The sequence below is a fragment of the Cupriavidus sp. 30B13 genome (assembly GCF_049059565.2).
Classification (GTDB): domain Bacteria; phylum Pseudomonadota; class Gammaproteobacteria; order Burkholderiales; family Burkholderiaceae; genus Cupriavidus.
This window is the reverse complement of sequence record NZ_CP188223.1, coordinates 2590748-2610425: the sequence shown is the minus strand read 5'-3', so window position 1 is coordinate 2610425 and position 19678 is coordinate 2590748. Positions and strand designations below refer to the sequence as shown.

The 19678-nt window shown below is 67.6% G+C and carries 17 protein-coding genes; 13 read left to right on the top strand and 4 right to left on the bottom strand.

Translation table 11 applies throughout. The features are described from left to right. Positions 1-146: 146 nt before the first annotated feature. Positions 147-959 (top strand): ABC transporter ATP-binding protein, encoded by an 813-nt coding sequence (locus tag ACKI2N_RS11925; RefSeq protein WP_420998464.1) that lies wholly within the window; start codon positions 147-149, stop codon positions 957-959. Between the two features lie 60 nt (positions 960-1019). Beyond that, complete coding sequence (locus tag ACKI2N_RS11920; RefSeq protein ID WP_420998463.1) at positions 1020-1811, top strand: ABC transporter permease; 792 nt, start codon at positions 1020-1022, stop codon at positions 1809-1811. 409 nt (positions 1812-2220) lie between these two features. Here ACKI2N_RS11920 and ACKI2N_RS11915 read toward each other — a convergent pair whose 3' ends face one another. Both ACKI2N_RS11915 and ACKI2N_RS11910 read right to left on the bottom strand, forming a co-directional pair. Continuing rightward, on the bottom strand, positions 2221-4266 hold the full coding sequence (locus ACKI2N_RS11915) for an alkaline phosphatase D family protein (protein ID WP_420998462.1): 2046 nt from the start codon (positions 4264-4266) through the stop codon (positions 2221-2223). 317 nt (positions 4267-4583) lie between these two features. Beyond that, positions 4584-5558: an NADPH:quinone oxidoreductase family protein gene (locus ACKI2N_RS11910; protein WP_420998478.1), complete on the bottom strand. Its 975-nt coding sequence runs from the start codon at positions 5556-5558 to the stop codon at positions 4584-4586. Between the two features lie 262 nt (positions 5559-5820). On the opposite strand from ACKI2N_RS11910, the gene surE reads away from it, so the two are divergent. The 5 genes from surE to ACKI2N_RS11885 are packed head-to-tail and all read left to right on the top strand — an operon-like array spanning position 5821 to position 10376. After that, a complete protein-coding gene (gene surE, locus ACKI2N_RS11905) occupies positions 5821-6573 on the top strand; it encodes a 5'/3'-nucleotidase SurE (RefSeq protein WP_420998461.1) in 753 nt (250 codons plus the stop codon). A gap of 28 nt (positions 6574-6601) precedes the next feature. Beyond that, positions 6602-7501 carry a protein-L-isoaspartate(D-aspartate) O-methyltransferase gene (locus tag ACKI2N_RS11900; protein WP_426989673.1) on the top strand — a complete coding sequence of 300 codons (900 nt, stop codon included), beginning with the start codon at positions 6602-6604 and terminating at the stop codon, positions 7499-7501. A gap of 8 nt (positions 7502-7509) precedes the next feature. Then, entirely contained in the window at positions 7510-8364 is an 855-nt protein-coding gene (locus ACKI2N_RS11895; RefSeq protein WP_420998552.1) for a peptidoglycan DD-metalloendopeptidase family protein, read from the top strand. A gap of 6 nt (positions 8365-8370) precedes the next feature. Beyond that, on the top strand, positions 8371-9531 hold the full coding sequence (gene rpoS, locus ACKI2N_RS11890; protein WP_420998553.1) for an RNA polymerase sigma factor RpoS: 1161 nt from the start codon (positions 8371-8373) through the stop codon (positions 9529-9531). After that, positions 9528-10376, top strand: a complete 849-nt coding sequence (locus tag ACKI2N_RS11885; protein ID WP_420998554.1) for a 3'-5' exonuclease — start codon at positions 9528-9530, stop codon at positions 10374-10376. The genes rpoS and ACKI2N_RS11885 overlap by 4 nt, the downstream gene beginning before the upstream one ends. An 80-nt stretch (positions 10377-10456) precedes the next feature. Here ACKI2N_RS11885 and ACKI2N_RS11880 read toward each other — a convergent pair whose 3' ends face one another. After that, the gene (locus ACKI2N_RS11880; RefSeq protein WP_420998556.1) at positions 10457-11326 is read right to left on the bottom strand and encodes an endonuclease/exonuclease/phosphatase family protein; all 870 of its coding nucleotides are present in this window, start codon (positions 11324-11326) and stop codon (positions 10457-10459) included. A gap of 328 nt (positions 11327-11654) precedes the next feature. Between ACKI2N_RS11880 and rlmD the strand changes: the two genes are divergently transcribed. After that, positions 11655-12959, top strand: coding sequence for a 23S rRNA (uracil(1939)-C(5))-methyltransferase RlmD (gene rlmD / locus ACKI2N_RS11875; protein ID WP_420998557.1), 1305 nt, complete (start codon positions 11655-11657; stop codon positions 12957-12959). Between the two features lie 873 nt (positions 12960-13832). On the opposite strand, the gene ACKI2N_RS11870 is transcribed toward rlmD, so the two are convergent. Beyond that, the gene (locus tag ACKI2N_RS11870; protein WP_420996621.1) at positions 13833-14534 is read right to left on the bottom strand and encodes a Bax inhibitor-1/YccA family protein; all 702 of its coding nucleotides are present in this window, start codon (positions 14532-14534) and stop codon (positions 13833-13835) included. A 353-nt stretch (positions 14535-14887) separates the two neighbouring features. Between ACKI2N_RS11870 and ndk the strand changes: the two genes are divergently transcribed. The 5 genes from ndk (at position 14888) to ispG (ending at position 19669) form a co-directional block, all read left to right on the top strand. Beyond that, positions 14888-15313, top strand: coding sequence for a nucleoside-diphosphate kinase (ndk, locus tag ACKI2N_RS11865; protein ID WP_420996622.1), 426 nt, complete (start codon positions 14888-14890; stop codon positions 15311-15313). Positions 15314-15366: 53 nt separating this feature from the next. Beyond that, entirely contained in the window at positions 15367-16536 is a 1170-nt protein-coding gene (gene rlmN, locus ACKI2N_RS11860) for a 23S rRNA (adenine(2503)-C(2))-methyltransferase RlmN (RefSeq protein WP_420996623.1), read from the top strand. Further along, positions 16533-17312, top strand: a complete 780-nt coding sequence (pilW, locus tag ACKI2N_RS11855; protein WP_420996624.1) for a type IV pilus biogenesis/stability protein PilW — start codon at positions 16533-16535, stop codon at positions 17310-17312. The genes rlmN and pilW overlap by 4 nt, the downstream gene beginning before the upstream one ends. Then, the gene (locus ACKI2N_RS11850) at positions 17305-18315 is read left to right on the top strand and encodes a helix-turn-helix domain-containing protein (RefSeq protein WP_420996625.1); all 1011 of its coding nucleotides are present in this window, start codon (positions 17305-17307) and stop codon (positions 18313-18315) included. The genes pilW and ACKI2N_RS11850 overlap by 8 nt, the downstream gene beginning before the upstream one ends. A 61-nt stretch (positions 18316-18376) precedes the next feature. Beyond that, entirely contained in the window at positions 18377-19669 is a 1293-nt protein-coding gene (gene ispG / locus ACKI2N_RS11845) for a flavodoxin-dependent (E)-4-hydroxy-3-methylbut-2-enyl-diphosphate synthase (RefSeq protein WP_420996626.1), read from the top strand. Positions 19670-19678 lie beyond the last annotated feature (9 nt).

Here is a 19678-nt window from a genome sequence, read left to right as displayed (position 1 = left end):
GCCACGGGAGCCGGCGGCCCGCTGCACGCAGCGGGCCTTTGCATTTTGCGCCGCGGACCATCCGCAGTTCCAGTATTCCATCGCGGCCCGGGGCCGCGCGGCGGTGCCGGGCACCGCCAGCGCCCCGGGCCGGCACAGAGCCAGCCATGAGCACTGCCGCACTTTCCCTCGACAACGTTACCTGTACCTTCGTCTCGCGCGAAGACCGCAGCCAGCGCTATACCGCCGTCAAGGACGTCACCCTCGCCATCCAGCCCGGCGAGTTCGTCTCCGTGGTGGGGCCGACCGGCTGCGGCAAATCCACCCTGCTCAACGTCGGCGCGGGCCTGCTGCAGCCGTCCGCCGGCGAGGTGCGCGTGTTCGGCGAGCCGCTGCGCGGCATCAACGAGCGCGCCGGCTACATGTTCCAGGCCGAGGCGCTGATGCCGTGGCGCAGCGCGCTCGACAACGTGATCGCCGGGCTCGAGTTCCGCGGCGTGCCGCGCGCCGACGCCGAGCAGCAGGGCGAGGCCTGGCTGCGCCGCGTGGGCCTGGGCGGCTTTGGCGACCGCTATCCGCACCAGCTCTCGGGCGGCATGCGCAAGCGCGTGAGCCTGGCGCAGACGCTGGTGCTGGACCCGGACATCATCCTGATGGACGAGCCGTTCTCCGCGCTCGACATCCAGACCCGCCAGTTGATGGAAAACGAAGTGCTGGAGCTGTGGGCGGCCAAGCGCAAGGCGGTGCTGTTCATCACCCACGACCTCGACGAGGCCATTGCCATGAGCGACCGCGTGGTGGTGCTGTCGGCGGGGCCCGGCACGCACCCGATCGGCGAGTTCGCCATCGACCTGCCGCGCCCGCGCGACGTGGCCGAGATCCGCAACCATCCGCGCTTCGTCGAGCTGCACGCGGCCATCTGGGATGTGCTGCGCGAGGAAGTCCTGAAGGGCTACGCGCAGCAGCGCAAGGCGGCCTGACCCGGCCGCCGCGGCGCAGGTAGCTTTCCTCCAATCCGGTCAGACTCTATTTCGATTTCCATGGCATTCCGTCCCGACTCCAAGGGCATGCTGCGCTTCTGGCAGCTGCTCGTCCTCGTTGTGATCCTCGGCGCCTGGCATATCGCCACGCGCTCGCAGCAGGTTGCATTCTTCTTCGGCGAACCGCTGATGGTGGCCCAGCGCATCTGGAGCTGGTTCGTGGTCGAGCGCGATATCTACGTCCACCTCGGCGTGACCCTGGTCGAGACGCTGCTGGCCTTCGGCATCGGCACCGCGGCGGGGCTGGGCGTGGGCCTGTGGCTGGCGCTGAGCCCGCTCACGTCGGCGATCCTCGATCCGTACATCAAGGCCGCCAACTCGATGCCGCGCGTGATCCTGGCGCCGATCTTCGCCGTGTGGTTCGGCCTGGGCATCTGGTCCAAGGTGGCGCTGGCCGTGACGCTGGTGTTCTTCATCGTGTTCTTCAACGTCTACCAGGGCGTCAAGGAAGTCAGCCCGGTGGTGCTGGCCAACGTGCGCATGCTGGGCGCGAACCGGCAGCAACTGCTGCGCCATGTCTACCTGCCGAGCGCGACCAGCTGGGTGTTCTCGTCGCTGCATACCTCGGTGGGCCTGGCCTTCGTGGGCGCGGTGGTGGGCGAGTACCTGGGCTCGGCGCGCGGCGTGGGCTACCTGATCCTGCAGGCCGAAGGCACCTTCGACATCAACACCGTGTTCGCCGGCATCGTGGTGTTGACCGCCGCGGCGCTGGTGCTGGACACGCTGGTGGGCAGCGTGGAAAAGCGGCTGATGAAGTGGCAGCCGCGCACGGGGGAAACGGAGAAGCTGTAAGGGGAGCCTGCCCGGAAGAAATTGCAGGCCCAGGGCAATGAACGAAGCCGCCAGATACGCCCACGCCGTCAGCGCTAGCCCAAGCAAGGTGTTCTCCCTCTCCCCTCACGGGGAGAGGGCCGGGGAGAGGGGCGGTTCGGCCAGGAGCCACATCAAGCGGGGCCAACGGTGTTGTCCGGCATCGTGCCCGGAAACGAAGGCCAACGGTGTTGTCCGGCATAGAGGCAAGCAACGAAGCCGATTGCGTTGTCCGGCACGGCGGCATTCGCCAGCGCTGGCCCTCTCCCCCTGCCCCTCTCCCGCCAGCGGGAGAGGGGAGCAAGCCTGCCGGCGACGGTCGCGCCGCCAGCAAGCCAGCAAGCCAGCAAGCCAGCAAGCCAGCAAGCCAGCAAGCCAGCAAGCCGCCGGACTAGACCAGCGTGACCGCCGGCGTGCCGGCCGCCACCTCCATCACCTGGGTGCTGGCCGTGGCCGGCTGGGCCGGCGCGGTGCCGTTGGACTGGGTCTTGAGCTTGTGGAACTCGCAGCTCAGCTTGGCCGCGGTCAGCGTCACCACCGCGTAGCCCTGGGCGTCGGAATCCACATGCTTGAGCCAGGGGTTGAAGGCCTTCAGCGTGTCGTTGAAGGTGTTGACCACGGTGCCGCCCTGGGTGACGTAGACCAGCGGCTTGGCGGCGGCGAAGGCCGGGTCGGTATCCACCACGCTCTTGAAGTAGCTCTGGAAGGAATTGCTCGACAGCCCGGCGGTGACCAGGTCCACCATCACCGGCACCGGCGTGGCGGCGTCATAGTCGTCCATCACCGGGCCGGCGAAGAAGGCGTGGATGTCGCCGGTCAGCGCCACCACGTTGGCGATGCCCTGCGCCTTGATGAAGGCCATCAGGCTCTTGCGCTCGGCGTTGTAGCCGTCCCACTGGTCGGCGTTGAGGATGTACTGGTCGAGCAGCGCCACCGGCGGCAACTGGGCATCCAGCAGGGGCTTGATGCCCGCGTCGAAGGCCGGGCCAGGCAGGCTGACGGGCGGCGCTCCCAGCAGTGCCTTGAGGTTGGCGTAGGCCACGGCGCCGGGGTAGGTGCCACCGGTCTTGGCATCGCTCAGGTCGGCGGCCAGCGCCGCGGTCATGGCGGCCTGCAGCGGCGCCAGCGCGGGATTGGCCTGGACCAGCGCGGCGGCGAACATGCCGGCGATGGCTTGCGTGCCGTCGATCTGCATGCGCAGCAGCGAGACCTCGTTGCCCCACAGCTTCCAGGTGGTGGCGGCGCTGCTCATCTGGGTCTGCCACCAGGCGCGCTGGGTGTCGCCCAGGATCGAGACCGGCGTCAGCGCGTTGCCGGCGCCGGCGATCTTCGCGCCTTCCACCGCGGCCAGCGTGGCCTTGGGCACGAAGTAGCGGCTGCCGATCTCGCTGCCGGCCGCCTGCTCGGGGATCACGTGGTCGGCGCGGTAGAGGCGCTCGTCGGTCATCACCAGCGTGGCCAGGTTGCCGAAGGTGAAGGCGCGGTAGATCTGGATGTTCTGGAACGACGGGTTGTTCAGGTCCAGGCTGACGTCGGCCGGCATGAACTCGAACCAGGCCTGGTTGGCGCTGCGCCGGCGCGCGGTGCGCGGGGTGGCGTCGTCGGTGGCGCTGTAGGTCTGGCGGTCCTGCCAGCAGTCGTCGGAGAACTCGTGGTCGTCCCAGATGGCGATCACCGGGAAGCGCGCATGCAGCGCCTGCAGGCGCGCGTCGGTGCGGTAGGACTTGTACAGGTAGCGATAGTCGTTGACGGTGGTGGCGTAGGTGGCGCCGTCGTCGCGCGGGGTGCCGTCCGGCAGCTTGAGCTGGGCGTGGCGGCTTTCCACCGCGCCGCTCTGGAAACTGGCGCCCACGGTCTCGTAGATGTAGTCGCCCACGTGGATGATGAAATCCAGGTCCTGCGCGGCCAGTTCTTCCATGCCGGCCCAGTGGTTCACGCTCCAGTCCTGGCAGCTCACGAAGGCGAACTTGAGCTGCGTGAGCGGCGTGCCGGCGGCCGGCGCGGTGCGCGTGCGGCCCACCGGGCTGGTCTGGCTGCCGACCACGAAGCGATAGTAGTAGGTGGTGGCCGCGGCCAGGTTGGTGACCTTGTTGCGCAGCGTGTAGTCCCAGTCGGGCAGGGCGGTCAGCGTGTCGTTGACGAGCAGCGTGGAGAAGTCGGACCGGGCCGATACCTGCAGCTGGACGGACACCGGCTGCTTGCCGTTGTCGCCTTCCACGCGGGTCCACAGCACGATGCTGTCCGGCTTGGGGTCGCCCGAGGCCACGCCGTGCTGGAAGCTGAATTTGTCCGCGGAGCCCGGCGCGGGGTCGGTCCCCGGAGCCGGCGCCGGGGCGGGCGTGGCGCTGTTGTCATCGCCGCCGCAGCCGGCGAGGCCGGTGGTGGCGACCGAGACAGTGATGAAGCTTCCCCATTTCAAGAATCGGCGGCGATCCATGGCTTGTTTCTCCTTATAGGTGGATGCGTGGGCTGCCGCGCACGCGCGCGCCCAGGCTCAGCCCGGCATTCTTGCTCCGTCGCGTGACTGCTGTGTGTCTGGAGACACTTGAAATCTAGAGGGTTTCCACGAAAGGGGTTTCCGCGAAATCGCCGTGCAGCGCTTCCGGCGTGGCCCGACCCTGTCCGGCGCCGCGCCGCGCCGCGCCCCGGAACGGAAAGCGCCCGGATGCTCGACGCATCCGGGCGCTGTGCCTGGCCTCGGTGTCCTGCTCTGCGCTGGGTTGCGCGGCGCCGCGAGGCGCGTGTTTGGGCGGGTCAGGGCACGATGACGATCTTGCCGGTCACCTTGCGCGCTTCCATGTCCTTCAATGCCTGCGGCGCCTGCTCGAGCGGATAGCGCGCGGAGATATGCGGGCGGATCTTGCCTTCCTTCATCCAGCCCAGCATCTGCGCCATGTTGGCCTGGTTGGCCTTGGGCTCGCGCCGCGCGAAGTCGCCCCAGAACACGCCCACCAGCGAGGCGCCCTTGAGCAGCGCCAGGTTCAGCGGGATCCTGGGGATCTCGCCGTTGGCGAAGCCCACCACCAGGTAGCGGCCGCGCCAGCCGATCGAGCGGAAGGCCGGTTCGGCATAGATGCCGCCGACCGGGTCATAGATGACGTCGGGGCCCTTGCCGTCGGTCAGGGCCTTGACGCGCTCGCGCAGGTCTTCGGTGGTGTAGTTGATCAGCGCGTCGGCGCCGTGTTCCTTGCACACCGCCAGCTTGTCGTCGGTGGACGCGGCCGCGATCACGCGCGCGCCGATGGCCTTGCCGATCTCGATGGCCGCCAGGCCCACGCCGCCGGCCGCGCCGAGCACCAGCATGGTCTGGCCGGCCTTGAGCTCGCCGCGGTCCACCACGGCGTGGTGGGAGGTGCCGTAGGTCAGCGTGAACGCGGCGGCGGTCTCGAAGTCGATGCCCGGCGGCATCGGCACCACGGCGCTGGCGGGGGCCCTGGCCTGCGAGGCGAAGGCGCCGTTGCCGAGATAGGCGATGACTTTGTCGCCGGGCTTGACGTGGGTCACGCCCTCGCCGACGGCATTGACCACGCCGGCCAGTTCCGAGCCCGGGGAGAAGGGCAGTTGCGGCTTGGCCTGGTATTTGTTCTGGATGATGAGGACGTCGGGGAAGTTCACGCCGGCGGCCTTCACGTCTATCACTACCTCGCCCGCGGCGGGCACGAGGTCGGGCAGGGTTTCGAGCACCAGCGAATCGGGCGGGCCCCAGGCTTTGCACAGTACGGCTTTCATCATGTCTCCGGTATATGTTCGTCGGCTTCGTCATGTCCCTTGCCTGGCGGCGGTGGCGCAAGTTGGTGCGGCCACGGGTGCGCGCGCGCCGTGCCTGCGGCGCCAAACAGGTCCTGCAACGGGCCCGGCCAAGTGTAGCGCAAAAATAGCACGATCGTTCTGTTAGCTGCCGCACAGACATGCCGGCCGCCCCGCGCCAGCCGCCGTTTTTTGCGGCGCGCACGCGGCTTGCGCGGCATTCTTGTCAGGTACAATCGCGGCCATGCATATCCTTCTCGCAAACGACGACGGTTACCTGGCGCCGGGCCTTGCCGCGCTCCATGCCGCGCTGGCGCCGCTGGCGCGCATCACGGTGATCGCGCCCGAGCAGAACCACAGCGGCGCTTCGAATTCGCTGACCCTGCAACGCCCGCTGTCGATCTACGAGGCGCGCGAGGGCGTGCAGAAGGGTTTCCGCTTCGTCAACGGCACGCCGACCGACTGCGTGCATATCGCGCTGACCGGCCTGCTCGAGGAAAAGCCCGACCTGGTGGTGTCCGGCATCAACCAGGGCCAGAACATGGGCGAGGACGTGTTGTATTCGGGCACCGTCGCCGCGGCCATCGAAGGTTTCCTGCTGGGCATTCCGTCGATCGCGTTTTCCCAGGTGGACAAGGGCTGGACGCATCTTGACGCCGCGGCGCGCGTGGCGCGCGACATTGTCGAGCGCTATATCGCCAGGCCCGCGGCCGAGCCGTTCCTGCTCAACGTCAATATTCCCAGCCTGCCGTTCGAGCATATCCGCGGCTACCGCGCCACGCGGCTCGGCAAGCGCCATCCCTCCCAGCCGGTGATCATGCAGGTCAACCCGCGCGGCGATACCAACTACTGGATCGGCGCCGCCGGCGACGCGCGCGACGCGAGCGAGGGCACGGATTTCCATGCCACCGGCGAAGGCTATGTCTCGCTGACCCCTTTGCAGCTGGACCTGACGCACCGCGGCCAGCTCGACCAGATCAACCAGTGGCTGGCATAAGCCCTTTCCCTCGCAGTCCCCGGCCGACATGAGCACTGCCCCGCGCCGCCCGAAATTTCCGCTCTCCCTCGACGCCGTCGTCGAGCGCAAGCCTGCGCCGGCGCGCACCGCGGGCCTGCCCGCCGTGGGCGGCGCGCGCGGCGCGGCCATCGCCGCCAAGGCCGCGGCGCGCGCGCCGGGCGTGCCCGCGCCGGTGCCGCCCGCCAGCGCGGTGCAGGCACGCGCCAGCGCGGCCACCGCGGGCGGTGGCGGCATGGCCTCCGAACGCGCGCGCGGCGCGCTGGCGGCACGGCTGCGCGCCGCCGGCATCCGCGACGAGCGCGTGCTCGACGCCATCGCCACGGTGCCGCGCCACCTGTTCGTGGAGCCGGGCCTGGCTTCGCAGGCCTATGAGGATGCGGCCCTGCCGATCGGGCACCAGCAGACCATTTCCAAGCCGTCGGTGGTGGCGCGCATGATCGAGCTGCTGCGCGATGGCCTGGCCGCCGACGAACCGCTGGCGCGCGTGCTGGAGATCGGCACCGGCTGCGGCTACCAGGCGGCGGTGCTGAGCCTGGTGGCCAGCGAAGTGTTCTCCATCGAGCGGATCCGTCCGCTGCACGAACAGGCCAAGGCGAACTTGCGGCCGTTGCGCGTGCCCAACCTGCGCCTGCACTATGGCGACGGCATGCTGGGCCTGCCGCAGGCGGCGCCGTTTTCCGCCATTATCCTGGCCGCCGCCGGCATGGAGGTGCCGCAGGCGCTGCTGGAGCAGCTCGCCATCGGCGGGCGCCTGATCGCCCCGGTGGCGGTGGCGCCCACCGCCGGCGGGCCAGGGCAGACCATCACGCAGCAGTTGTTGTTGATCGAGCGGCGCAACCGCCATCGATTTCACCGGACCGCGCTTGAAGCCGTTTTCTTTGTGCCATTAAAATCGGGCACTATCTGAGTCGAACTATGCACAATATCGTGAATACGGAACGTTTTGCCCGCGCCGGGCAGCTTGCCACCGCCTCCTTGCTGCTGTCCCTGCTGGCGGCCTGCGCCTCCTCGCCGATGCCGGCGCCGGTGGTGGACCGCACCTCCGGCGCCGGCGTGGCCGGGGTGGCGCCGCTGGAGCCCGCGCCGCCCGGGTACTATCGCGTCAAGCGCGGCGATACGCTTTATCGAATCGCGCTCGAGAACGGCCAATCCTATCGCGACGTCGCCGCCTGGAACCAGCTCACCAATCCCAACCAGATCGAAGTGGGTCAATTGTTGCGCGTGGCGCCGCCGGGAGCGGACGTCAACGCCGGCACCGGCGTGGCCACCATGCCGGTCACGCCGGGCGCGGTGCAGGGCCAGCCGATCGACCAGGCGCGCCCCGTGCCGGTGCCGTTGCCGTCCACCGCGGCTTCCGGCGCGGCCGCCACGCCGGCGGCGCCCGCCTCGGCCGCGGCCGCCGACAACGGCATCAAGCTGGCATGGCCGGTGACCGGCCAGCTGATCGGCCGGTTCGACGAAAAAGGCAACAAAGGCATCGATATTGCGGGCAAGAAAGGCGATCCGGTGCAGGCGGCGGACGATGGCCGCGTGATTCACGTTGGCCCCTTGCGCGGCTACGGGAATCTTGTCATCATCAAACACAACGATACATATCTCACTGCGTACGGCCACAACGACAAGGTGCTGGTGACGGAGCAGGCAACGGTCCGCAAGGGACAAAAGATTGCAGAGATGGGCAACAGTGACACCGATCGCGTGAAACTGCATTTCGAGGTCAGAAAGAACGGGAAGCCAGTCGATCCGATGCGGTATCTGCCGCCACAGTGAGGATTCATGCCACGCCAGAAAACTGTCTCAACCGGAAGCACCAGCCGGACCCGGCGTTCCAAGCAGCCGGAGATGCAGCAGACCGCTGGCGTGGCCCAGGCCGATGCCGATGCCTACGACCAGGATCCCGCCGCCGAACTGGTTCCGCTGACCGATGAACCGATCACCGCGGGCAACGCGGCGGGCCTGCGCGAGGCCGACCTGATGGTCGAGGAAGTCGAGCGCCAGGCGCGCGACGAGGACGAGGAAGAAGCCGAGGAGGAAGAGGAGGCCGAGAGCGAGGCCGCCGCGCCGGACCACGACGACTTCCGCACCGTGCTGCACACCGAGCTGGCAGCCGATACCGTCCAGCACTACCTGAACCGCATCAGCATCAAGCCGCTGCTGTCCGCGCCCGAGGAGCTGCATTTCTCCACGCTGGCCAAGGGCGGCGATTTCTCCGCGCGCCAGGTCATGATCGAGCGCAACCTGCGGCTGGTGGTCAGCATCGCCAAGGGCTACCTCAACCGCGGCGTGCCGCTGCTGGACCTGATCGAGGAAGGCAATCTCGGGCTGATGCACGCCATCGAGAAATTCGATCCCTCGCGCGGCTTCCGCTTTTCGACCTACGCCACGTGGTGGATCCGCCAGAGCATCGAGCGCGCCATCATGAACCAGGCGCGCACCGTGCGCCTGCCGGTCCATGTGATCCGCGAGCTCAACCAGGTGCTGCGCGCCAAGCGCCATCTGGAGAAGGGCGGCACGGACGGGCGCGACGCCAGCCTGGAAGACATCGCCCACCTGCTGGGCAAGACCCCGGACGAAGTGCAGGACGTGCTCGCGCTCAACGAGCACACCACCTCGCTGGACACGCCTTTCGACCTCGACCCCGGCTCCAGCCTGCTGGATTTCCTCTCGGACGAGCACAATGCCGCGCCCGACCAGGAAGTCGCGCACCGCGAGCTGGAAAACCTGATGAAGCAGTGGCTCGCGCGGCTGTCGGAGAAACACCGCTATGTCGTCGAGCGCCGTTTCGGCCTTAACCACATCGAGCCGGCCACGCTGGAAGAACTTGCCGAGGAAATGGGCCTGACGCGCGAGCGCGTGCGCCAGATCCAGCAAGAGGCGCTGGTCAAGCTCAAGCGCCATTTCGCTTCCCAAGGCGTGCGCAAGGACGCCGTTCTATGACACCTGTGCTGGTATTCGACATCGAGACGATTCCCGATGTCGATGGTTTGCGTCGTCTTCACGACCACCCCGATTCAATGACCGACGCCGAGGTCGCGGAGCATGCCTTCGCGGCCCGGCGCGACAAGACCGGCAGCGATTTCCTGCCCCACTACCTGCAGCGCATCGCCGCGATCTCCTGCGTCCTGCGGCGCAACCAGCGCGACGGCAGCCCGGTCTTCCACGTCGGCTCGCTCGGCACGCCGGAGGACGGCGAGGCTGTCCTGATCCAGAAGTTCTACGATCTCGTGGCGCGCTATTCGCCGCAGCTGGTGTCGTGGAACGGCGGCGGCTTCGACCTGCCGGTGCTGCACTACCGTGGCCTGGTCCACGGCATCGTGGCGCCGCGCTACTGGGAGATGGGCGAGGGCAGCGAGTCCGACAGCCGCGACTTCAAGTGGAACAACTACATCAGCCGCTATCACATGCGGCACCTGGACCTGATGGACCTGCTGGCGATGTACCAGCCGCGCGCCAGCGCGCCGCTCGACGACCTCGCCAAGCTGTGCGGCTTCCCCGGCAAGATGGGCATGGACGGCAGCAAGGTCTGGCAGGCCTACCAGGACGGCCAGCTGGGCGCGATCCGCGATTACTGCGAGACCGACGTCGTCAACACCTACCTGGTGTATTGCCGCTTCCAGCTGATGCGCGGCGGCCTCACGCCGCGGCAGTTCGATACCGAGGTCGAGTTCGTGCAGCAGTCGCTGGCCGAGCTGCCCGGCGCGCAGTGGATGGATTACCTGCGTGCCTTCCGCATCAAGCCGGTCTATGCGGGCGGCGATGACGAGGAAGAACCCGAGATCTGAGGCCGCGTAGCTGCGGCGGCCTTGTCGCGCCCCGGTCCGGCCATGCCGCACCGGGGCGTTTGCCGTCCGGCCGCCGGCGGTCATTCGTCCGATAGCGACAGGTAGAGCGGCTGGTGGTCCGAAGCCTGGGTCTCGCCGTCCACCTCGCAGCACAGCAACTGCGGCAGCAGGTCTTCGGTGATGAAGACGAAGTCGCAGGCAAAGGGCGGCTGCGGCCACTGCTCCTTGTCGTGCAGCGCGCAGGTGGGCGCGTGCGGCTGGCCCGGGTGGGCGCGCATCCAGGCATCGTGCCAGGGCACGGTGGCGGGTTCGTGCGGGCTGTCGTAGGGGGCCAGCATGCGCAGGTAGGCGATATCGTCCGGCGCGCTGTTGAAGTCCCCGCACAGCACCGCGGAAACGGGGCGCGGCTCGGGCGTGAACGGGCCGGGTCTGGTCTCGCGCAGGCCGGGCTGGCTGGCATGCTCGCACGCCTCGCGGTGCCAGACGCGCAGTGCGTCGGCCTGCGCCGCGCGCTGGTGGGGGGAGTAATACTCCAGGTGGGTGCAGATCACGCGCAGGTTGCGCTCGCCGGCCATCACGGTGGCCTCCAGCGCCACGCGCGGCATCGACGGCACGGTCGGGTCGGCGGGCCAGGGCAGGGTGTGGCGGAACACTTCGCGTACCGGCAGCCGGGTGGCGATCAGGTTGCCGAACTGGCGCGGCGAGCCGTCGGCGGCCACGCGGTCCACGCCGGGCGCATAGAGGATGCGGTAGCCGGGCAGCAGGGCCGCCAGCTCGGCCACCTGGTCGGCGCCGGGAGCGCCGGCGAGCTCGGCATACCCGCGCGTCACCTCCTGCAGGCACAGCACGTCGGCATCGGCGATGGCGTGCAGGGCCTGCACCGTGCGGGCCAGGTCGACGCGTCCGTCGGCGCCGCGGCCCCACTGGATATTCCACGAGATCAGTTCCATGTCGTCTCCTGCTCGCCTGCCGGCCTGGGTTTGCGCGCTGCTCCATGTTGCGCCAATCGGGAGCGCTTGTCCCGTTCTGGTTTCAAGGCGGCCGGCCGCCGCCGCCGTAGCCGGCCGCGGCCGCGTCTGGACTACAATCGCGCTTTCGCAAAACAATACGACAGCTCCCCAGGTGTCCCAAGCCGTGACTCGACCGCAAGCCCAACCGGCGCCAGAAAGTGGCGTCAATGCCGCCTCGCCCGCTTCCGCTCCCGTTTCTCCCGCCGCCGTCTCCACCGTTCCTGCCGCGGCCGGTGCGCAGCCGGTGGTGCAGATCCACAGCCTCGACATGGAGGCGCGCGGCGTCGGCCGGCTGGTCAACGAGGACGGCACGCCCGGCAAGGTCATCTTCGTCGAGGGCGCGCTGCCGGGCGAGACCGTCAGCTACCGCAGCTTCAAGCGCAAGGCCAGCTTCGAGCAGGCGTCGCTGGTCGAGATCAAGCAGGCCACGCCCATGCGCGTGAAGCCGGGCTGCCAGCATTTCGGCGTGTGCGGCGGCTGCTCGATGCAGCACCTGGACTCGCGCGCGCAGCTGGCGATCAAGCAGCGCGTGCTGGAAGACGATCTCTGGCATCTGTCCAAGCTGCGCCCGGACGTGGTGTTCCGCCCGATCGCCGGCCCCGACTGGGGCTACCGCTACCGCGCCCGCCTGACGGTGCGCTACGTGGCCAAGAAGGGCGGGGTGCTGGTGGGCTTTCACGAGCGCAAGAGCAGCTTCGTGGCCGACATGACGCGCTGCGAAGTCCTGCCGCCGCATGTCTCGGCCATGCTGGTGCCGCTGCGCGAACTGGTGATGGGGCTGTCGATCCGTGACCGCATGCCCCAGATCGAACTGGCCGTGGGGCAGGACGTGACCGTGCTGGTGCTGCGCATCCTGGAGCCGCTCACCGCCGCGGACGAAGACCTGCTGCGCGCCTTCGCCGACCGGCATGGCGTGCAGTTCTGGCTGCAGTCCAAGGGCCCGGACACGGTGGTGCCGTTCTACCCGCTGGACCGCGAGCTGGCCTACACGTTGCCCGAGTTCGGCATCCGCATGCCGTTCAAGCCGACCGACTTCACCCAGGTCAACCACCAGATCAACCGCGTGCTGATCGGCCGCGCGCTGCGCCTGCTGGACGCGCGGCCCGAAGACCGCCTGCTCGACCTGTTTTGCGGCATCGGCAATTTCACGCTGCCGCTGGCCACGCGCGGCCGCTCGGTGATGGGCATCGAAGGCAGCGAACTGCTGACCTCCCGGGCGCTGGCCAATGCCGCCCGCAACGGGCTGGACCACAAGACCGAATTCGCCTGCCGCAACCTGTTCGAGGTCAGCGCGGAGGACATCGCCGCGCTGGGCCGCTTCGACCGCTGGCTGGTCGACCCGCCGCGCGAGGGGGCGCTGGCGGTGTGCAAGGCGCTGGGCGAACTGGCCCAGGCCGGCAGCGACGTGCTGCCGCGGCGTATCGTCTATGTGTCATGCAGCCCGGCGACGCTGGCACGCGATGCCGGGCTGCTGGTGCATGAGGCGGGTTATCGGTTGTCGGGGGCGGGGGTGGTCAATATGTTTCCGCATACTTCGCATGTGGAGTCTATTGCGGTGTTTGATCGGGATTAGGGGGATGGGGGGTAGGTTTTGGTTTTCAAAGTCAAAGTCAAAGTCTTAAAGTCAAAGGCTTTCGCTCCCCCGGAGCGACCTACTTTCTTTTTTCCGAAAAGAAAGTAGGCAAAGAAAGCGGACTGCCTGGCCGGCAGGGGCAGAAACGTTGGGATTTCTGGTTGTTGGTGGTTTCGTGGTGGGGCCTGTGGTTCTGCTCGCATCCTGCCGTTACCGGTGCGGGCGGCCACTAAGCTGCGGGTTTTGTTGGTTTCGGGGTCAGACCTATGATGGCGGGCGCACTGCTTGTTCTGCCATCTGCCGCTACCGGTTTTGGCGGCCACGACGTAGCACCCTCATGGTTTCGTGGTGGGCGTCGTGGACCGGGGCGCGGGTGTATGCGGCTACGTTTCAAACTGGTGCCACCGCGCCCACCACGAAACCGGTGTCGTGCCTATGACGTGGCATCCGCTCCGGTCGCGGCAGCAGCTTGAACCATCGGGGCCTACGCCATCATGCAGCGCCACCACGAATCGGACACCACCCGAGATGTCGCTGTGGCTAGCGCCGGTAGCGTCAGCAGTCTTATCGAAGCCGTCTCGCCCACCACGAAACCACAATCAGATTTAAAGTCTGAGCGCCCAGCCTTCTGCAAGAATCGCTTTCTTTTGGTTACTTTTCTTTTCGAGAAAAGAAAAGTGACACTTACATGTGTGCGAATGGGCTATCAAGCTCGAGCCGCCAGGCCCAGGGAGGCAAGCGCATGTGCATGCGCCTGACGGACCCAAAAGGCCAAAGCCGCCAAGGCCACCAAAAGCCACAGCAAAAAAGCCAGCGCGGATGCGCTGGCTTTTTCATTTCGAGGGCAGGGACAGGGCGGCAAAGCCGCCCACCTCAGTCGCGATTGCCGCCAAAGATGCCAAGCAATGCCAGCAGATTGGCAAACACGTTGTACACGTCCAGGTAAATCGCCAGCGTGGCCGTGATGTAGTTGGTCTCGCCGCCGTTGAGCACGCGCTGCACGTCGAACAGGATGTAGGCCGAGAAGATCCCGATGGCGATCACCGACACGGTGATCATCAGCGACGGCAACTGCAGCCAGATATTGGCGACGCTGGCCAGGATGAGCAGGATCACGCCGACGAACAGGAATTTGCTCAGGCCGGAGAAATCGCGCTTGCTGACGGTGGCGACGGTCGCCATGGCGCCGAATACCGCCGCGGTGCCGCCAAAGGCATACATGATCAGCGCGGGTCCGTTGGAGAACTGCAGCACGGAGCCGATCAGGCGCGACAGCATCAGGCCCATGAAGAACGTGAAGGCCAGCAGCAGGACCACGCCCATGCTGCTGTTCTTGGTCTTCTCGATGGCGTAGAAGAAGCCGAACGCGATGCCCAGGAACAGGATCAGCGACAGGCCGGGGCTGCCCCGCATCAGGCTGAAGCCGCTGGTCACGCCGATCCAGGCACCTAGCACGGTGGGGATCATCGAGATGGCCAGCAGCCAGTAGGTGTTGCGCATTACCCGATTGCGGACCACAACGTCGCTGGTTGCGGTGCCGCTGCCGAAACTGTAGGTGTTCAGCTTGTTGTCCATGGTGACTCCTGTTTCAAAAACGGTGAGGCGCCGGGCTGACCCAGGCGGGCACAACGCCAATGTGGCATCGCACCGGGCGAATTGCAAGGGCTTGTGAAACGTAATCGCCACTTTGTCATCAAGGTGTAATCTCGCCTCGCGCGTGGCCAACGTTCATTCGATTATCGGCCACGCCAGGCGTTCCCTGCACGCTGAAGAGAAATAAAGTGGTGCGACTGCCACATGGGGCGGATGGCGTCGCCAGCGGGCGGTGGCGGCGCGCAGGTGGCAGCGGTGCTCTCGAAACCATAACTGTCTCGTGCTAGAATTGCACGTTTATTCCAATTGTAACCCCTTCATTTTTCGGAGTTTTTATGGCGATCGAACGCACCCTGTCCATTATCAAGCCGGATGCCGTGGCGAAGAACGTCATCGGTCAGATCTACGCTCGCTTCGAGGCCGCCGGCCTGAAGATCGTGGCTGCCAAGATGGTTCACCTGTCGCGCGGCGAAGCCGAGCAGTTCTACGCCGTGCACAAGGCCCGCCCGTTCTTCAAGGACCTGGTGGACTTCATGGTTTCGGGCCCGGTCATGATCCAGGCCCTGGAAGGCGAGAACGCCATCCTGACCAACCGCGACCTGATGGGCGCCACCGACCCCAAGAAGGCCGACAAGGGCACCATCCGCGCCGACTTCGCCGACAGCATCGACGCCAACGCCGTGCACGGCTCGGACGCCGCCGAAACGGCTGCCGCGGAGATCGCCTTCTTCTTCCCCGGCATGAACGTTTACAGCCGCTGATTGTCTGGTTTATTCCCCCGGACTAGACTGACCTTGAAGTCGATACTGCCGTCATGAACGATCTCGTCAACCTGCTCGATCTGGATGCGGACGCGCTCACCGCTTATTGCGGCGAGCTCGGCGAGAAGCCGTTTCGTGCGCGGCAACTGCAGCGCTGGATCCACCAGTTCGGCGCCAGCCGCTTCGACGCCATGTCGGATCTCGCCAAGTCGCTGCGCGAAAAGCTCGCCACGCGCGCCGAGATCCGCTCGCCCGCCGTCATCACCGACCACCTGTCGGCCGACGGCACGCGCAAGTGGCTGCTCGACGTCGGCGCCGGCAACGCGGTGGAGACGGTGTACATCCCCGAGGAGACGCGCGGCACGCTGTGCGTGTCCTCGCAGGCCGGCTGCGCCGTCAACTGCCGTTTCTGCTCGACCGGCAAGCAGGGTTTCTCGCGCAACCTGACCACCGGCGAGATCATCGGCCAGCTATGGATGGCCGAGTTCGCCATGCGCGCCCAGCTCGGCCGCGGCCCCAAGGACGACCGCGTCATCTCCAACGTGGTGATGATGGGCATGGGCGAGCCGCTGCTGAACTATGACCAGGTGGTCCCGGCCATGCGCCTGATGCTGGACGACAATGCCTACGGGCTGTCGCGCCGGCGCGTGACGCTGTCCACTTCCGGCGTGGTGCCGATGATGGACCGGCTCTCGAAAGACCTGCCGGTGGCGCTGGCGGTTTCGCTGCACGCATCGAACGATCCGTTGCGCGACATGCTGGTGCCGCTCAACAAGAAGTATCCGCTGGCCGAGCTGATGGCGGCCTGCCGCCGCTACCTCGAGTTCGCCCCGCGCGATTTCATCACCTTCGAATACTGCATGCTGGACGGCGTCAACGACGGCGTCGAGCATGCCCGGGAACTGCTGAAGCTTGTGGCCGACGTGCCTTGCAAGTTCAACCTGATCCCGTTCAACCCGTTCCCGGAATCGGGTCTCAAGCGCTCGAACAACGAGCAGATCCGCCGTTTTGCCCAGGTCCTGATGGATGCCGGCATCGTCACCACCATCCGCAAGACGCGCGGCGACGACATCGACGCGGCCTGCGGCCAGCTCGCCGGCGAGGTCAAGGACCGCACCCGCCTGGCCGAGCGCGGCAAGTTCGGCAAGATCACGCCGATCGTCGCCGCGCCGGTGGCCGGTGCGTCCGGTGGCGGCCAGCCGCGGGAGGCTCGCCCTGCATGACGCGTCTGATAGTCGCAGTCCTGACGGGACTGATGATGTTGTCTGCCTGCCAGCTGCCGCCCCAGGCGAAGCCGGACCAGCAGCCCACGTCTGACCAGACCGATCTCACGCGGCGCGCCACCATCCGCCTGCAGCTGGCCACCAGCTACCTGTCGGCGGGCCAGTACAGTGTCGCGCTGGAAGAAGCCAGGCAGGCCATCGCCCTCGACCCGACGCTGGTCGACGCGTACCATATCCGCGCGCTGGTCTACATGAACATGAACGAGCGCGCGCTGGCCGAGGACAGCTTCCGCAGCGCGCTGTCGATGCGCCCCGACGACGGCGACGTGCTCAACAACTACGGCTGGTTCCTGTGCCTGAACGGGCGCTACCGGGAGGCGGTGCCTTACCTGCAGCGCGCGATGTCGGCGCCGTCGGCGAGCGGCCCGGTCAAGCCGCTGACCAGCCTCGGCGCCTGCCAGCTGCGCAACGGCGACGGCGAGGCCGCGGAAAAGAGCTTGTTCGGCGCGTTGCGCTACGACCGCAACAACCCCGAAGTAAACAGCAACCTCGCGCTGCTTTACTACCAGCGCGGCGACTACGCGCGGGCGCAGGAATATGCCGCGCGCGTCAACAACAGCAGTTTCGTCAGCGCGCAATCCCTCTGGCTGGGTGCGCGCATTGCCCGCCGCCAGGGCGACGTCGCGGCGCAGAATGCCCTGGTGGGCCAGTTGCGCAGCCGTTTCCCCGACTCGCGTGAGTTGACCGCATACGAACAAGGAGCATGGGATGAGTGAGCAAGAGCGCGCCGAAGGCCAGACTGCGGCGACCGGGCACGCGGGCGGCATTGCCGCCGGCGCCGGCCGCGAGGCGGTGGCGCGCGAGATCGGCGAACGCCTGGCGCAGGCGCGCAAGGATCAGCGTTTCTCGCTGGAAGACGTCAGCGCGCGGCTGAAGGTGGCCGCGCACAAGCTGGCCGCCATCGAGCAGGGCGACGTCGCCGCGCTGCCGGACGTGACCTTCGCCAAGGGCGTGATGCGCGCTTATGCCCGCATGCTCCATATCGATATCGACGCGCTGCTCGCGCGTTTCCACGCCCAGGCGGTGCCGGTGGTGGAGATCGGCATGCGCCGCGAGGGCGGCCTCAACGAGAGCTTCGACGACCGCAACCGCTTCGGCTCGAGCGGCTCCGGCGGGCGCTGGATCTGGCTGGCCCTGGTGGTGGCCCTGATCGGCGGCGGCGCCCTGTTCGGCGTGGATCATTTCAAGCAATGGCTCGAAGCGCGCAAGGACGGCCTGAGCGCGCCGCCCGCGGTGGAGGCCACGGCGCAGCAGGGCGGCGAACCCGGCACCGTCACGGCGGCGCTGCCGCCGGTGATGTCGGCTTCCGATTCTCCCGCGCCTTCCGAGGCGCCAGCTGCCAGCGGCCCGGCGGCAGCCGAGGCGGCAACGCCCGTGGCGCCCGCGCCGGCAGCCGCGCCTGTCAGCGCGAGCCCGGCTCCGGCGGCGACCGCGGCACCTGCCGCGACTGCCGCGCCCGCGGAACCGGCCGCGGCAGGCAGCGGCGAGTTGCGCATCCGCTTCGCCGCCGATACCTGGTACGAGATCCGCGACCGCAGCGGCAAGGTCATCCTGGGCGGCACCGCGCGTGCCGGCCAGGACCTGAGCGGCGGCGGCACGCCCCCCTACAAGGTGGTGATCGGCAATGTGAAGGGCGTCGAATCGCTCACCCGCAATGGCTCGCCGGTCGATCTGGCGGCCTCGAACCGTAACAACGTGGCGCGCCTGACGCTGCCCTGAATACCGTTTCTCCCAGCCCTGCGCGGCGCGCGGGGCGAGGCAAGGTGAAGGTGGTAATGCTATGAATCAACAGGACTGTATGCCGGTACTGCCCGGCCCGCTGCCCCGCCGCATGACGCGCCAGGCGCGCGTGGTGTGGGGCGACAACGTGGTCACCATCGGCGGCGGCGCGCCCGTGCGCGTGCAGTCGATGACCAATACCGACACGGTGGACGCCATCGGTACCGCGATCCAGATCAAGGAACTGGCGCGCGCCGGCTCCGAGATCGTGCGCATCACGGTCAACACTCCCGAGGCCGCGGCCGCGGTGCCCGCCGTGCGCGAGCAGCTCGACCGCATGGGCGTGAACGTGCCGCTGGTGGGCGATTTCCACTACAACGGCCACAAGCTGCTGCAGGATTATCCCGAGTGCGCCGCGGCGCTGTCGAAGTACCGCATCAACCCCGGCAACGTGGGGCAGGGCGCGAAGCGCGACACGCAGTTCGCGCAGATGATCGAGATGGCCATCCGCTACGACAAGCCGGTGCGCATCGGCGTGAACTGGGGCAGCCTGGACCAGTCGCTGCTGGCGCGCATCATGGACGAGAACGCGCAGCGCGCGCAGCCGTGGCCCGCGCAGAACGTGATGGTCGAGGCGCTGATCACCTCCGCCATCGAGTCGGCGAAGAAGGCCGAGGAGATCGGCCTGTCGGGCGACCAGATCATCCTGTCGTGCAAGGTCTCGCAGGTGCAGGAGCTGATCGCGGTGTACCGCGAGCTGGCCAGGCGCTGCGACTACGCGCTGCACCTGGGCCTGACCGAGGCCGGCATGGGCAGCAAGGGCATCGTCGCCTCGACCGCGGCGCTGTCGGTGCTGCTGCAGGAAGGCATCGGCGACACCATCCGCATCTCGCTGACGCCGGAGCCCGGCGCGCCGCGCGAGAAGGAAGTCTACGTGGGGCAGGAAATCCTGCAGACCATGGGCCTGCGCAATTTCACCCCGATGGTGATCGCCTGCCCGGGCTGCGGCCGCACCACCAGCACCACGTTCCAGGAACTGGCGGCCAGCATCCAGGGTTACCTGCGCGAGCAGATGCCGGTGTGGAAGACCGAATACCCCGGCGTGGAAGAGATGGACGTGGCCGTGATGGGCTGCATCGTGAACGGTCCGGGCGAAAGCAAGCATGCCAACATCGGCATCTCGCTGCCGGGCTCTGGCGAATCGCCGGCCGCGCCGGTGTTCGTCGACGGCGTCAAGGTCAAGACCCTGCGCGGCGAGCGCATCGCCGAGGAGTTCCAGGCGATCGTCGACGACTACGTGCGCTCCCACTACGGCAGCAACGCCGGGCGCGCAGGCAATGAGGTGGCGGCCTGATCCGTCGCG